We start from the raw sequence: 15,187 nt of genomic DNA on the forward strand, positions 1-15,187 counted from the left end.
CCGTCGAAAGGGGCACAAGTTACATGTCCGAGGTGTCCATGGGCCTTTCGGCGGACTCATTGGCCGAGGTTTCCGTCGACAAACTGCTGCCGCAGTTGGTCGAACATCTGCGCCAGAACCGCACCGCACTACGCGAGGAATGGGCGCGGCGTATCACCGAGGCACGGTTGCTCACCGCCATGACGCCCGACGAGGTCTTCTCCGAGGCGACGTCGGTGTACGACAACTACGTCGAGGTACTGGAAACCGGCAGTGTCGAAGCACTGCAGGCCTACGCGCGTGACCTGTCCGAGCGCATCATCCCGAGAGGAGTCGAAACCGACGAAGTCCTCGGGATGGTACTGCTGCTGCGCGATGTCCTCGCGCGCTCACTGTTCGAGAAGTACCAATCCAACTTCGACCTGCTCAACGCCGTCCTCGACGCCTACGAACCGGCCGCGAACCGCATCGCGAACACCGTGGCCATCTCGTTCGTCCAGGAACGCGAACGCGTGATCCGGCAGCAGCAGGAAGCCATCCGCGAACTGTCCACCCCGGTGCTGCAGGTTCGCGAACAGCTGCTCATCTTGCCGATAATCGGTGTGCTCGACAGCCAGCGCGCCCGCCAGCTCACCGAACAGCTGCTGCGGGCCATCCGGGACAACCGAGCCAAGGTGGTCGTCATCGATATCACCGGTGTGCCCGATATCGATTCCACGGTGGCCAACCACCTGGTGCAGACCGTGGACGCCTCCGGGCTCATGGGCGCCAGCGTCATCATGACCGGTCTGTCCTCGGAGATCGCGCTGACCCTGGTGACCATCGGACTGGATCTGTCGAAGATGAACGCGGTCGGCGATCTGCAGGGCGGTATCGAGGAAGCGGAACGGTTACTGGGATACGAAGTGTCCAGAGTGACCGAACGCAGCGAACGCGATTCGCGCTGACGGAATCGATATGCCAGTACCTATCCTCAAACAGGGCACATATCTGATCGCATCCGTCCAGTCCGCGCTGACCGATGCCGATACCGAGCGTTTACAGGACGACCTGATGAAACAGGTCAGCAAGTACCGCGCGCAAGGCATCATCGTCGACGTCACCGCGATCGACGTGATGGATTCCTTTGCCGCCCGATCACTGCGCACCATCGCGCATATGACGCAGTTACGCGGTGCCGAGACCGTGATCGTCGGTCTCCAGCCCGAGGTCGCCTTCGCCATGGTGCAACTCGGCCTCACCTTCGAGGATATGCACACTGCGCTGGACCTCGAGGAGGGCTTGGCTTGGCTGAACCGGAAATCCTCGGCCCGGCACCAGCATCGAGATGGTCGTGACAGTGGCCGCTGATCAGGTGGTAATCGCGGTGAAGATGTCGAACGACATCGTGACCGCACGTCAGGCCGGGCGTGAGCTGGCCGAGGAACTCGGCTTCACGCTCACCGACCGGACCATGATCTCCACGGCGATCTCCGAGGTCGCCCGGAATATCACCAGTTACGCCGGCAGCGGTGAGATCCGCCTGCAGGTGGCCGAGCGCGACGGACGTCGCGCTCTCGTGGTTCAGGCCAAGGACCAGGGGCCGGGCATCATCGATATCCCCCGCGCCATGGAAGACGGGTACTCCACGGGCCGGGGCCTCGGTTTGGGCCTGCCGGGCGCCAAACGGCTGATGGACGGGATGTCCATCGAATCCGCACCCAATCAGGGCACGTTGGTGGAGATGTGGAAGTGGGTACCCCAGGGTGCATGAGGACGGTTTCATCGGCCGGATCGAATGGGCCGTGGCCGGCCGCGCTCTCCCCGGACAGGATGTTTCCGGGGACCGCTGCGTGGTCCTGGACACCGGTACCGGCTCCGTACTTTTCGCGGTACTCGACGGCCTCGGCCACGGCAGCGCCGCGGCCGCCGCGGTGGACCGCGCGTCCCGGGTGCTCGGCGAGAATCGGAACGAACCGTTGGATGTGCTGATGGTGCTGTGCCATCGGGCGATGTCGGATACTCGCGGCGCCGCGGTGACGCTGGCGCTGTTCGGCGCGCAGGAAGCGCAGTGGCTCGGCGTCGGGAATGTGGATTCCCAGGTGGTGACCGCCGGGCCCACGGGGCCGCAGGTCAGCGCCACCGTCTTGCAGAGCGGCGGGATCGTCGGCTACCGGCTGCCACCGAACCTGCAGCCACAGACCGTGCCGGTGCGGCCGGGCGATCTGCTGCTCATGTCCACCGACGGCGTGGTGGTCGAACCGGACGTGGGTATCGATCTGGCCGCGTCGACGGCCGATATCGCCCGCGAACTCGTGGACCGGCATGCCAAGGACACCGATGACGCACTGGTGCTCGCCGCCCGGGCCCGCGGTGTCGCCCACGACGCCGTATCCGGAGCCGAAGCGTCATGATCCGCCGGGGCAGGATATGAGCGAGATCCTGACGGCGTTCCTCGATACCTATGCCGACGCTCTGCGCCGCCATCTCGCCGCGCCCGAACGCGACGGTCTGGCCGAAGCGCACGAACTCGGCCGCCGGGCGCTCGTGGAGGGAATCAGCCTGCTCGATCTCACCGAGCACCACTTCCGGGTGGCGAAACAGGTGCAGCTGGAAGCGGACGCGCAGGAAACTGCGGCCACCGGGGCCGCCCGCGCCGACAGCCCGCTGGCCGAGAACGCGCTCGAATTCCTGTTGCAGACCTTGATCACTCTCGATGTGGCCACCCGCGGCTACCTGGACGGCACCCGCCGCTACGAGCAGCAGCGTTCCCGCGCCGACGATCTCGCCGGGCGCGACGAATTCCGTACGGCGCTGGTGGAATCGCTGCAGGACGGTTTCTTCGTTGCCGACGCCCGCGGCTCGATCATCGAGGTCAACAAGGCATTCGGTGAGCTCACCGGATACGGTGCCGCAGGCGTGCCCTATCCGATACCGCATCCGTGGTCGATACCGGAGGGACCGCGCTACCCCGATCTGGGCACCGAGGCCTCCCGGTTCGTGGTGCCGATCCAGCATCGGGACGGCCGGCGCCGCTGGATCGGGGTGAGCACCAGCGCACTGGTGAAACCGGACGGCGAGGAACATATCTTCGTCGGTACCGTCCGCGATGTCACCGCCGAACACGACGCCCAGGCCCGCGACCAGGCCGCCAACCGCCTCGCCACCGCTCTCGCCGCGGCGACCACGGTGGCCGAGGTGCTCGAGGTGGGGCTCGACGAACTGCGGCGTACGGTCGGCGCGGAAACCGCGGTGGTGGCCGTCTGGGCCGCGCATCAGGCGCCGGAGGTGTATGTCTCCGGGACCCCGCCCGGCGCGCCCGCGGAGGCGAGCGCCACCGGGCTCGAACCCGCCACCGAGGCCATTCTCAAACGCGCACGGCTGCGCCCGGGCCGCACCCTCATCGCCGTCCCCGAGGGCGCGGGCAGCGCGGAGGGGATCGTGGCGCCGCTGGGGGAAAAGGGGGACGCCGCGCTCTGGTTGCGGTTCGCCGTACCGCGGGTGGTCGACGCCGCCGATTGGACACTGTTCTCGCTGCTCATCGGGCATCTCAGTCTCGCCGTACAGCGGGCCCGCAACTTCGACCAGGCCCGCTCGACCTCGCTGACCCTGCAGCGGGCCATGCTCGGCCCGATCGAACTCCCACCCCGCTTCTCGGTGCACTACGAACCCGCGCTGCCGCCGCTCGAGATCGGCGGCGACTGGTACGACGTGGTACCGCTACCGGACGGGACCATCGGCGTCGTGGTCGGTGACTGCGTCGGTCGCGGGCTGTCCGCGGCCGTGGTGATGGGTCAGCTGCGCACTGCCGCCCGCGCGCTGCTGTTACGCGGCGCCGGACCGGCGCAGTTGCTCACCGAACTGGATCCGGTGGCGGCCCGTATCCCCGGCGCCCTGTGCACCACCGTCTGCGCGGCGGTCCTCGACCCGGTACGCGGGCTGGTCCGCTACAGCAATGCCGGGCATATGCCGCCGATCCTGGCCGATGTGGACAAGACCGGCCGGCTCCTCGAGGGCGGCCGATCCGTTCCCCTGGCGACCTTCGAAACACTGCGCCGGCCCGAGGCCACCACCCCGCTGCCACCGGGATCGACCCTGGTGTTGTTCACCGACGGGCTGGTGGAACGCCGCGGCGAAGATATCGACGAAGGTTTCACGAAGATCGCCGAAACGCTGGCCGATACGGCCGAGAAACTACCGCGCGAGGTCGCCGATTCGGTACTTTCGGCCCTGCGGCCGGACGGTGGATACGACGACGATATCGCCATGGTGGTCTACCGCCAGCCCCCGGAACCACTGAAACTGGACCTCCCCGCCCGGCCCGACCGGCTGACCATGCTGCGCCGCACCCTCACGGCCTGGCTGTCCGCCGCGGCGGTCCCGCACAACCTGACCGCCGATCTGGTCGCCGCGACCAACGAGGCGTGCAGCAACAGCATCGAACACGCCTACCAAGAAGGCGCCACGGATACCGAACGGGTGATGATCAGCGCCGAATGCGCCGGCGACCGGGTGGTCATCGAAACCACCGATACCGGGACATGGCGGCCCCGCCCCGCCGATCCGGGTCCGCGGGGCCGGGGAATCGATATGATGCGGGCACTCACCGAGGAACTCGAGATCGACCACCCGGGTCCCGGCACCCGGGTGCGGATGTCGGTGACCCTGCCGGCGATCACGTTCCCGGTGGCCAGCGCCCTGCGCGGAACGAACAACCGCTCCCGCGGGGGTACGATGCAGCGAGATCGAGAGGCCCATGGCAGATTGTGATGATGTGACGAACTCTTCCCCGGACGCGAACCCACTGACGGATACGATGACGACTTCGGTCGCCGACCACGACGGCGTCACCGTGCTCACGGTGACCGGCGAGGTCGACCTCGCCACGGCACCCGCCCTGGAGACCGCGATCGATACGGCGCTCGACGCCGGGACGGGTCACCTGGTCATCGACCTCGCGGCCGTGAGCTTCCTGGCCTCGGCCGGGATGGCCGCATTGGTCGCCGCACATCAGCGCGCCGGGGACAAAACGACCATCGCCCTGGTCGCCGAGGGCCCGGCCACCAGCCGCCAGTTGAAGATGACGGCGCTGGACCAGGTCTTCGATCTGCATTCCACCCTCGACGACGCCTTGGCGAGCGCCCGGGGCGCCTGACGCGGCCATCCCGGCGGCCCGACCGGCGGGTCGCCGGGGCCCGCGGTGTCACCCGGTCTCGTGAACGCCGGCCCCGGGACCGACCGGCTCAGCCCGTTCTCCGCGCAAGGGCAGGATCCCGGCACCCGCACTGTCCGGGCCGCGACGTCTCGCCACAGAACGGGCCTGCACGGCCCGAAATCGCGCCGGCGGCGCAGACAGGCGGTCCGGCCGGTGCCGGCCTCGTCGGGCGATCCCGATCAGAGGAGGCCGCCACACCTGCCTACGCGGCGCGGGTAACCGGCGAACGCGACGAACTGCTGGGTCGGCGCCTGGAGTGCATGTGATTCCCAGCCGCCGGTCCCGGCGGCGATATCTCCGGTTACCGTCTTCCCTCGCCGACAGCCGGCTCCGCCGGTGGCTCGATACGGGCGCAGTCCTACAACATCGCGGGTTGCGTGAGCTACCCACAGCCCGGGTCCCCCCCCCGCGGACTTCCACGGTCGTCGAAGTCGGCGATACGGCGCCGCTCCCGAGCTCATCGGACTGCCGTCTTCCACTGTTTCGGGACGGCGTAAGCCCGGCGCGATTCACGTTCCCGACGCGGAAAGACCACGGTGCCGTGGACCGAGATGTCTCGCCGACGGCGCAAGAACCAGCCCCGGCGCATCCCGCTGGGAGTCCGTATCAGTCGCAGAGGTTGCGAAGTTGTTCGATCAGCGCGACCCGGTCGGCCGGGGTGGCCGCCAGCGGGGCGACATTGAGGACGGTGACACCGGCTTCGGCGAAGGCGGCGATACGTTCCTTGACGTATCCGGCGGGGCCGATCAGCGAAACATCCCGGACCAACTGGTCGGGGACGACCTGCGTCGCCTCGTCCTTCTTCCCGGCGAGGTACAACTCCTGGATGCGGTCGGCCTCGGCGCCGTAGCCGTACTTGGTGGCGAGGGTGTGGTAGAAGTTCTTGCCCTTGGCGCCCATACCGCCGATATAGAGCGCGAGCATGGGTTTGACGAATTCCAGGAGCGGCTCGACGTTCTCGCCGATCGCCAGGGCCGGGCCGGCGTAGACGTCGAGCGGGCCGAGTTCGGGGTCGCGCTTCTGGGTGCCCGCGCGCAGGGCTTCACCGAAGACCGCGTCGGCGCGTTCGGGCAGGAAGAAGATCGGCTGCCAGCCCTCGGCGACTTCCGCGGCCAGGGCGACATTCTTCGGGCCGAGTGCGGCCAGTAGCACCGGGATACGTTCGCGGACAGGGTGGTTGATCAGCTTCAGCGGCTTGCCGAGGCCGGTACCGGCGCCTTCGGGAAGCGGGATCTGATAGTACTTGCCCTGGTAGGTGAGCCGTTCCCGGCGCCACACCTTACGGCAGATCTCGATGAGTTCGCGGGTACGCCCGATCGGCGCATCGTAGGGGACGCCGTGGAAGCCCTCGATGACCTGCGGCCCGGAGGCGCCCAGGCCCAGCACGAAGCGGCCGTCGGAAACGAAATCGAGGCCGGCCGCGGTCATGGCGGTCAGCGTGGGCGTGCGGGTGTAGAGCTGCATGATTCCCGAGGCCAGTTGCAGCCGGGAGGTTTTGGCCGCCAGGTAGCCCAGGGCGCTCACCGCGTCGAACGAGTACGCCTCGGGAACGAACACGATATCCAGGCCGGCCCGTTCCAAATCGGCCACTTCGGCCGCGGCTTCCGTGAAGCCGCCCGAATAATTGATGCTCAATCCGATCCGCATGCCCTCAACATAAACCCGGCTACGGGGTGGCCCGGCACCGGCCACGCCGGTAGACGCGGTAGGTTGAGGGCAGTAACCCCGTGCGCAGTGCAGCTAACTTCGAGCTACCGTGTCGAGAAAGGCCTGATCGTGTCGCAGCCCACCCAATCGCCCCAGCCCGCCGAAACCGGTTTCGGCGGGTCGCCGATCGGCGACTACCTGGGCGAACTCGCGGCGAAGGTGCCCGCACCGGGCGGCGGCGCGGTCGCCGCACTACATGCGGCCCAGGGTGCGGCACTGGTCGCCATGGTCGCGCGGTACACCACCCGGGCCAAGGATGCCGAGCACCGGCCGGTCGTCGACCGGATCATCGAGGCGGCCGACGCGGCCCGCGAGCGCGCGCTCGCCCTCGCCGACGCCGATGCCGCGGCCTTCACCGCGGTGGGCGCGGCGTACAAGCTGCCCAAGGAAACCGAGGCCGAGAAGACCGAGCGCGGCACCGCGATCGAGGCGGCACTGCTCGAGGCCGCCCGGGTTCCGGCGGCCGTGGTCGACGCGGCCGACGGTGTACTGGCCCTCGCAGCCGAATTGCTGCCGATCGGAAACCCGAATGTAGTCACCGATATCGGCGCTGCCGGTGCGGCCGCACGGGCCGCCGCGGTGACCTCACAACTGAATATCGAGATCAATCTGGGGTCACTTCCGGCCGCGCGCGCTGCGGCATTCACCGAGGTCCTGGGCCGGATTTCGGAAATCACCGCACGCGCGGATTCGCTACACCAGGAAGTGCTCCATGCGGTCCGTACCTGAAACGCGTGCACATATCCGCACGCGGGAATTAACCAGGTATATGCCGAACTGGGATTATTCGAGATATCAGTAAGAAGAAGGCACGCGTAGAATGGGCGGCGTTCGGAGATATTCACAGCGCTCCACCGCTCGACCCAAGCACCATCGGCTAGACCGGCCGGCGGAGTTCCGGTGGCCGGGAACTGTTTGCTCCAGCTCGACGAGTGCAGGAGGTAACGGTGAGGATCGGGTACACATCGACGCCGGTAGCGGCGGAAGTCTCTGAGCCGGGAATCGATGTCATCACCGAACACGGAGTCGTATCCAATATCGCCGACTGCTCGGCGGATCCGGGCACTTTGACACCGGGCCAGGCCCGGCGCGCCCACGATATCCACAGACTCTGTTCTCCCGAATGTCTGGTCCGCAGACGCGCCGGCCTGACCCTGGCCATCGCCGCACCGCCGGACCGGCCCGCTTTCGGTATTTCGCCCGGCCGTTCGGCCCGTTACGGCGATTGATATTCCCGCGCGGCGGAGGCGAACAGCCCCGCATGCCGCGCTTCATTCTGCCCGCCGGGATATTCCGGCGTGCTTTCAATAGCTCCACGCGCTCCCAACGAATGGTTCTTGATCAGCTCCACCCATTGGCCGGGCGGCGCTCGACAACTGTCGTGCGGCCACTAAACGAGGAGGAAAGTTGAGCACCATATTCACGAATGCGGAATCCGAATCGGATACTCCGGCGCGAAAACCCCGGCGCGCCCGCTTCGGCGGGGCCGGGCGTAACCACCCGCTGAACATCGTGCTGGTCGCGCCGCCGTATTTCGATGTGCCCCCGGCCGGTTACGGCGGCGTCGAGGCCGTGGTGGCCGAACTCGCCGACACCCTGGTCGCGCGCGGGCACCGGGTGACGCTACTGGGCGCCGGAAAGCCCGGTACGGATGCGGAATTCGTGCCGGTCTGGGAGACGACTCAGGCCGAACGGCTCGGCGACCCGTTCCCCGAGGTCGTCAACGCCCTGAAGGTGCGGCGCATGGTGGAGAAGCTGGCCCGCTCCCGGCATATCGACATCATTCACGACCACACGTTCGCCGGCCCCCTGAACGCCCCGGCCTACGAGAACCTGGGCATCCCGACCGCGGTCACCGTGCACGGGCCGGTCGACAACGATATGTGGGAGTACTACGGCGCTCTCGACGAGCACACCCGCCTGGTGGCGATCAGCGACCGGCAGCGGGAGCTCGCGCCGAGTTTCAACTGGATCGGCCGGGTGCACAACGCCTTGCGCCCGAGCGAATGGCCGTTCCGCACCGAGAAGCAGGACTACGCGCTGTTCCTCGGCCGCTACGCCTCCTACAAGGGGCCGCATCTGGCCCTGCAGGCCGCACACGAGGCCGGGATCAAACTCATCCTGGCCGGTAAGTGCAACGAACCGCCGGAGAAGGCGTTCTTCGCCAAGGAGATCGAACCGCTGCTCACCGATACCGACCACATCTTCGGGGAAGCGGATGCGGTCGCCAAACGCGAACTACTGGCCGGTGCGCGCTGCCTGCTGTTCCCGATCCGCTGGGAAGAGCCCTTCGGCATCGTGATGATCGAGGCAATGGCCTGCGGTACGCCGGTGGTGGCGTTGCGTGGCGGTGCGGTGGAGGAAGTGATCGAAGACGGTGTCACCGGCATCATCTGCGATCACCCGGACGAATTGCCCGCCGCCATCGCGAAAGCGCGCGAACTCGACCCGCATGCCTGCCGCCGCCGCGTCGAAGACTATTTCGGCGTGGATCAGCTCGGTGCGGGCTACGAGGCCGCCTATTACCGCATACTCGATGCATGGGACGAGGCCCACAGCAGGGGCCAGACACTGTCCGCCGTCGGTATGCGCCGCACCGCGGTACCCGCGATCCGCGCCGACGCCGGCACGACACCGGTATGGAGTAGGGCATGAACGCAACGCCGAGTATTCTCAACTCCGGCCAGCCCGCCGCCATCAATGGCGGCGGGGGGACGGTCACCCTGGTCGAGGCGAGCACGTTCTGCCTGTCCGACCCACTCGGCGATATCCATTCCGGCACTTCGCAAGGACTGTTCTATCGCGATGCGCGGGTGATCTCGCGCTGGGAACTGCGCCTGGACGGCCAGCCCGCCGAACATCTCACGGTGCTCACGCCGGAGGCGTTCAAAGGCCGGTTCATCCTGCGTAAGCCCCCGCGGGCCGGGGTCGCCGACAGCACTGTGCTGGTGGTCCGCCGCCGGCTCATCGGCAACGGGCTCAAAGAGGCCATCTCCGTGCACAATCTCGGTCACGAGGACACGGCGATGACCATCACCCTGTTCGTCGACTCGGATTTCGCGGATCTGTTCGCGGTGAAAGAGGGTCGCAACCACGGCGGCGGCGCCGAACACAACGCCGTCGACGGCGATCTGCATCTGACCGACCACAACGAACCCGGTCGTGGCCTGACCATCACTGCCACCGGCGGGGCGGTCATGCTGCCCGGCACCATCACCTGGCAGGTGGTGGTGCCGGCGCGGGGCCGCTGGGATACCGAGATCCTGGCTCAGCCCGTGGTCTCGCACCGCAGGGTGCAGATGGCTTTCGGTGACGACGAGGACAGCCCGATCAGCCGGCTCAAGGCGTGGCGGGCCACCGCCACCGATCTGACCGCCACCGATCCGGCATTGTCCGAGGTCCTGCAGCGCACCGAGAGCGATCTGGGCGCCCTGCGTATCGACGGCAGTACCGACGGCGCCCCGGCCTATGTGGCCGCGGGCGCGCCCTGGTTCATGGCGCTGTTCGGCCGGGACAGCCTGCTCACCTCCTGGATGGCGCTACCGCTGGATTCGGCGCTGGCGGTCGGCACCCTGCGCCGACTGGCCGATCTACAGGGCACCAAGGTCAATCCGATCACCGAGGAGGAGCCGGGACGCATCATGCACGAGATGCGGCACGGCCCGGCCAGCGGCCAGGTACTCGGCGGCACCGTGTACTACGGGTCGGTCGACGCCACGCCGCTGTTCGTGATGCTGCTGGCCGAATGCTGGCGCTGGGGCGCCGGGGACGCGGTGGTCCGGGAACTGCTCCCGGCGGCGGACGCGGCGCTGGCCTGGATCGACGAATACGGTGACTCCGACGGCGACGGGTTCGTCGAATACCGTCGCAAAACCGATCGCGGGCTGAGCAATCAGGGCTGGAAGGACAGCTTCGACGCCATCAACGACGCGACCGGGCATCTGGCCGAACCGTCCATCGCGCTGTGCGAGGTCCAGGGGTATGTGTACGCGGCGCGGCGGGCCCGCGCCCAGCTCGCCGAATACTTCGGCGATACGGGAACCGCCGAACGTCTGCGCGAACAGGCCGAAACGCTCAAGGCGCAGTTCGACGAGGCCTTCTGGGTCGCCAAGAACGGCTGGTACGCGGTGGCTCTGGACGGCCAGAAGAACCAGGTCGACGCCCTGACCAGTAACGCCGCGCAATGCCTGTGGACGGGAATCGTTTCCGACGAACGCGCCGCCGAACTGATCGAACGGCTCGCCGATATGGCCATGGACAGTGGTTTCGGGCTGCGCACCCTGGCCGCCACGATGGGCGCCTTCAACCCGATGAGCTATCACAACGGCTCGGTCTGGCCGCACGATACCGCCATCGCCGTGGCGGGACTGTTGCGGTATCGGCATATTCCGGGTGCGAGCGAACTGGCCGAACGGCTCACCACCGGGCTGCTCGACGCCGCCGGCGAATTCGGCGGGCGGCTACCCGAATTGTTCTGCGGTTTCGCCCGCACCGATTTCCGCTCACCGGTCCCCTACCCCACCTCCTGTTCCCCACAGGCCTGGGCGAGCGCCGCCCCGCTGCTGCTGGTGCGCTCTTTCCTCGGCCTGTCCCCGTGTGCGCCGACGCGCACCCTGCGGGTGACCCCGCAGCTTCCGCGAGAATGGGGCAAGGTCGGGTTGACCGATCTGCGATTGGGTCCGGCCACGGTGAGTATTCACGCCGAAGGTTCGACCATGCATGTCCACGGGCTACCCGATGACTGGAAACTTGTCACCGAATAGCAATCGCCCGGTGTGTCTACATCGCAAACAGGTGCCGGGACGATATCCTGGCTGGTTTAGTTGATCATGCCCCCTTAGGATGGACTTCTGTCCACCAGTCCTCCTTAAGGGGTGGAACCATGAATATTGTTGCCCGGCACCTGTTTCTGGCTCTCGCGATCGTGCTCTCACTGTTCGTCGTCCCGGCCGGGGCGAACGCCGCGACTGCCGGCGGAACCGGCTCGGCCGCGGTCACCTCGGTTGCTCCGGCCGACGGCGCAGTCGTCGGAATCGCCCATCCGGTTACCGTCCGGTTTTCCGATCCGGTCACCGACCGGGCCCGCGCGGAGAACACGCTGTCGGTCACCGCCGACCGGCCGCTGCCCGGTACCTATTCCTGGCACGGTGACCGGGAACTGACCTGGACACCCAGCGGCTTCCTCCCGGCGAACACCACATTCACGGTGAATTTCGGTGATCAGCGCACCCAGTTCCAGACCAACGGCGGAGTGATCGCCGACGCGAACATGTCCACCCACACCTTCACCGTCTCCATCGGCGGTCAGGTGGTACGGACCATGCCGGCGTCCATGGGTAAGCCCGGTTATGAAACCCCGACCGGCACCTACCCGGTACTGGAGAAGTTCCGCAATCTCATCTTCGACTCCCGCACCATCGGCATTCCGCTGGATTCACCGGAGGGATACCTGATCGACGGCGAATGGGCGGTACGGCTCACCTGGGGCGGTGTATTCGTCCACTCCGCACCGTGGTCGGTGGGTCAACAGGGGAATTCCAATGTCAGCCACGGGTGTATCAACCTGGCACCCGCAGACGCGTCCTGGTACTACGAGAACGTCGGTATCGGTGATCCGGTGAACATCCACTGGTGAGCCGCCACGGCCCCTGCGCTGCGCCGCGCCCGCGGATCCACTAGAACAATGGACAGCGAGCGCGCGCAGTGAATCGATGAAGGGGGCCCGCGTGATGGACCGACCACCGCCGGGACCCGGCACTCCCGGCACCAGTGGGGAGAACCCGCCCACCCGGCCGGGCCGCCACACCGGCGATCCGGACCGGACGCGCCCCCCGGAACACCCGTTCGCGGACTACGGCGATCAACCTCCGGAACCCCGCGCCGCATTCGGCCGCGTGCCCCCGGCCTCTCCAGGCCCCGCCCCCGGGGACACGCCCATCGACCAAGCCGACCCCATGCCCACAGTGCCCATCCCGCGGCTACCGGACGTGGGCAGTGGCCACCACCCGGCATCTCCCGTCGAACCCTCTGGGAGCGTGGCAGACCCGGAACTCCTGCCACGGGCCGTGACCGAACCGCAGCATCTGCCGCCGGACCCGGCCGGTTATTCGACGCCACCGCCGGATTCCGGCGCACCCGGTCATTTCTCCTCCCACGCTGCCGAGCAGCCCGCATATGCCGGATACGAGGGCAGCTGGGCGGACTGGATGACATCTTCGGACGGCTATCCACCACGACCCGGTGGCGAGAACACGCAACCGTACGCCCGCGACACCGGATCGGCTTCGCGGGACGACGACCCACCGGTCGATGAATTTCCGGCGAAAACCCGGGAGGTGCCCGTGGCGGGCGCACCGGATTCGGATGCCGGTACGACGCCGACCACCGCGCGTGAACGGCTCCGGGCCCGTCTGACGCCCCGGGATACGCCCGCGCCGTTACCGGCATCCGCCCACACCACCGGCGCTCGCGGGCGAAACAGGCTGCTGCCGGTGCTGCTGGGCGTGGCGGGGGTCGCGGCACTCGGGGCGGCCGCCTATGTGCAATTCGCGGTGGTGGGAGCCGGCGAGCCGGCCCCGGCGCCCACGGCGGCGAATCCACCCGCGTCCCGGGCACAGGATGTCCCGCCGGCGGCGGACCCGAACTGCCCGGCCGAGCGTATCGGGAACACGGTGCAGGGCAACGGCCCCGGCGGCACCGCGTCCGGAACCGACGCCATCTTCGGTTTCCAGCACGCCTATTACGTGACCCGATCCGGTGAACAGGCGCGGGCCGTGGTCGCTCCAGACGCCGCGGTCCCGCCCGCCGCCGATATCCAGCACGGTATCGATACGATCCCGGCGGGTACGACGCACTGCCTCCAGATCACACCGGGCGCCTTCGTCGGCCAGTACACAGTGGTCGTCACCGAACACCGGCCCGGATCCGCGCCACTGGGATACAACCCGCAACTGGTGACGACGATGCGAATCGGTGACCGAACCTTGATCACCGGTATCGGCCCCATGCCCTGACTGCCACGATTCGGTGCGGATCCCGGCAGGTGGTGGTCGGCGGCCCGGTAGCCGGGCAGACTCGGAAGATGGACGCTATCGGTACGGCTCGGGTTCCCGACCATCCGACGGTGCAGGCCGCTCTCTCCCTCGCTCGCCGCGCCCCTTCGGTCCACAACACTCAACCCTGGCGGCTGGTCTTCGACGGCCACCGGCTGCAGTTGTACGGCGATACCTACCGGCGGTTGTCCTCGGCGGATCCGCAGGGCCGGCAGCTGATGATCAGCTGCGGTGCCCTGCTGGACCATATCCGCACCGCGTTCGCGGCGGCGGGCTGGTCCACCCGGGTGACCCGGTTGCCCGATACCGCCGCCGACCATTTCGCCGATATCGAGTTCGAACCCGCACGGGATGTCTCCGATATCGTCCGGGCGCGCGCGGCGGCCATCGACCGCCGCTATACCGACCGGTTGCCGATGCTGCCGCCGCGCGATTGGGAGCGGGTGGAGCCCGCACTTCGGGCGGTGGCAGCGGACTGCGAGGTCACCGTGACCGTGCTCGCGGCCTCGGCCCGGCTCCGGCTGGCCGCCGCGTCCGCGCAGTCGGCGGCGCTGCGGGCCTACGATCCGCAATACCTGAACGAACTGCACTGGTGGGCCGGTAACGACTCCCCCGCCGACGGTGTCCCGCTCTCGGCCCTGGTCTCGGCCGCGGAACTCGCCCAGGTGGGGGTGGGCCGGGCCTTCCCGGCCGCGCCGCCGTCGCTACGGCGCGGCGAACTCACCGATGCGTCGCAACTGCTGGTGCTCGGCTCGGCCGCGGATACGCCCGCCCACTGGTTGCGGGCCGGCGAGGCCCTGTCCGCGGTGCTGCTCGAATGTACGGCCGCGGGGCTGGCCACCTGCCCGCTGACCCATATCACCGAGGTGCCGACGAGCCGCCGTGCCATCGCGAACCTGGTGCCCGGGCGGGTGGAACCGCAGGTGGTCATCCGGGTCGGCACGGCGCCCACCACTGCCGCGCAACCGCCGACACCACGCCGCCCGGTGGGCGATTTCCTGGAGCTGCACCGGTTCGGCTGACGCGGTTCACGGCGGGGGGGGGGGGGGGGGGGAGGACCCCGGCCCGCCCCCCCCCCCCCCCCCCCCCAACCGGCGCACACACAAACACGCCCCCCCCCACCCCCCCCGCCACCACCCCCCCCCCCCGGGCGGGGCCCGGCCCCTCCACGGTCCCCCGCGGCCGTAACCCGCACGGCGCGACCCGCGCCGGCGCTAGTCACGCGACCCGGCCTCACTGAGAAAGGCTGTTGCAC

The 15,187-nt window shown here is 68.2% G+C and carries 14 protein-coding genes; 13 read left to right on the forward strand and 1 reads right to left on the reverse strand.

Features of this window, described 5'->3' with window-relative positions:
- Positions 1 to 23 precede the first annotated feature (23 nt).
- From QH196_RS13420 to QH196_RS13445, 6 genes are read left to right on the forward strand one after another with little or no spacing between them, the layout of a single operon-like run.
- Entirely contained in the window at positions 24 to 926 is a 903-nt protein-coding gene (locus tag QH196_RS13420) for an STAS domain-containing protein (protein WP_033241695.1), read from the forward strand.
- Between the two features lie 10 nt (positions 927 to 936).
- Entirely contained in the window at positions 937 to 1,329 is a 393-nt protein-coding gene (locus tag QH196_RS13425) for an STAS domain-containing protein (protein ID WP_033241694.1), read from the forward strand.
- A complete protein-coding gene (locus tag QH196_RS13430; RefSeq protein WP_280416112.1) occupies positions 1,319 to 1,732 on the forward strand; it encodes an anti-sigma regulatory factor in 414 nt (137 codons plus the stop codon). Before QH196_RS13425 ends, QH196_RS13430 begins: the two co-directional genes overlap by 11 nt.
- Complete coding sequence (locus QH196_RS13435) at positions 1,725 to 2,372, forward strand: SpoIIE family protein phosphatase (protein WP_280416113.1); 648 nt, start codon at positions 1,725 to 1,727, stop codon at positions 2,370 to 2,372. Before QH196_RS13430 ends, QH196_RS13435 begins: the two co-directional genes overlap by 8 nt.
- A 16-nt stretch (positions 2,373 to 2,388) precedes the next feature.
- Complete coding sequence (locus tag QH196_RS13440; RefSeq protein ID WP_280416114.1) at positions 2,389 to 4,728, forward strand: SpoIIE family protein phosphatase; 2,340 nt, start codon at positions 2,389 to 2,391, stop codon at positions 4,726 to 4,728.
- 46 nt (positions 4,729 to 4,774) lie between these two features.
- A complete protein-coding gene (locus tag QH196_RS13445; protein WP_280416122.1) occupies positions 4,775 to 5,113 on the forward strand; it encodes an STAS domain-containing protein in 339 nt (112 codons plus the stop codon).
- Between the two features lie 666 nt (positions 5,114 to 5,779).
- On the opposite strand, the gene QH196_RS13450 is transcribed toward QH196_RS13445, so the two are convergent.
- Complete coding sequence (locus QH196_RS13450) at positions 5,780 to 6,820, reverse strand: LLM class F420-dependent oxidoreductase (protein WP_280416115.1); 1,041 nt, start codon at positions 6,818 to 6,820, stop codon at positions 5,780 to 5,782.
- Between the two features lie 129 nt (positions 6,821 to 6,949).
- On the opposite strand from QH196_RS13450, the gene QH196_RS13455 reads away from it, so the two are divergent.
- From QH196_RS13455 to QH196_RS13485, 7 genes are all read left to right on the forward strand, one after another.
- Positions 6,950 to 7,609, forward strand: a complete 660-nt coding sequence (locus QH196_RS13455) for a cyclodeaminase/cyclohydrolase family protein (RefSeq protein WP_280416116.1) — start codon at positions 6,950 to 6,952, stop codon at positions 7,607 to 7,609.
- Positions 7,610 to 7,827: 218 nt separating this feature from the next.
- Complete coding sequence (locus tag QH196_RS13460) at positions 7,828 to 8,109, forward strand: hypothetical protein (RefSeq protein ID WP_280416117.1); 282 nt, start codon at positions 7,828 to 7,830, stop codon at positions 8,107 to 8,109.
- Positions 8,110 to 8,383: 274 nt separating this feature from the next.
- Positions 8,384 to 9,535, forward strand: coding sequence for a glycosyltransferase family 4 protein (locus QH196_RS13465; protein WP_280416123.1), 1,152 nt, complete (start codon positions 8,384 to 8,386; stop codon positions 9,533 to 9,535).
- On the forward strand, positions 9,532 to 11,643 hold the full coding sequence (locus QH196_RS13470; RefSeq protein WP_280416118.1) for an amylo-alpha-1,6-glucosidase: 2,112 nt from the start codon (positions 9,532 to 9,534) through the stop codon (positions 11,641 to 11,643). The genes QH196_RS13465 and QH196_RS13470 overlap by 4 nt, the downstream gene beginning before the upstream one ends.
- 119 nt (positions 11,644 to 11,762) lie before the next feature.
- Positions 11,763 to 12,515, forward strand: a complete 753-nt coding sequence (locus QH196_RS13475; protein ID WP_280416119.1) for a L,D-transpeptidase — start codon at positions 11,763 to 11,765, stop codon at positions 12,513 to 12,515.
- 400 nt (positions 12,516 to 12,915) lie between these two features.
- Positions 12,916 to 13,893 (forward strand): hypothetical protein, encoded by a 978-nt coding sequence (locus tag QH196_RS13480; RefSeq protein ID WP_280416120.1) that lies wholly within the window; start codon positions 12,916 to 12,918, stop codon positions 13,891 to 13,893.
- 68 nt (positions 13,894 to 13,961) lie between these two features.
- On the forward strand, positions 13,962 to 14,954 hold the full coding sequence (locus QH196_RS13485; protein ID WP_280416121.1) for an Acg family FMN-binding oxidoreductase: 993 nt from the start codon (positions 13,962 to 13,964) through the stop codon (positions 14,952 to 14,954).
- Positions 14,955 to 15,187: the final 233 nt, after the last annotated feature.

The organism is Nocardia carnea, assembly GCF_029868325.1.
GTDB classification, from domain to species: Bacteria; Actinomycetota; Actinomycetes; order Mycobacteriales; family Mycobacteriaceae; genus Nocardia; species Nocardia carnea_C.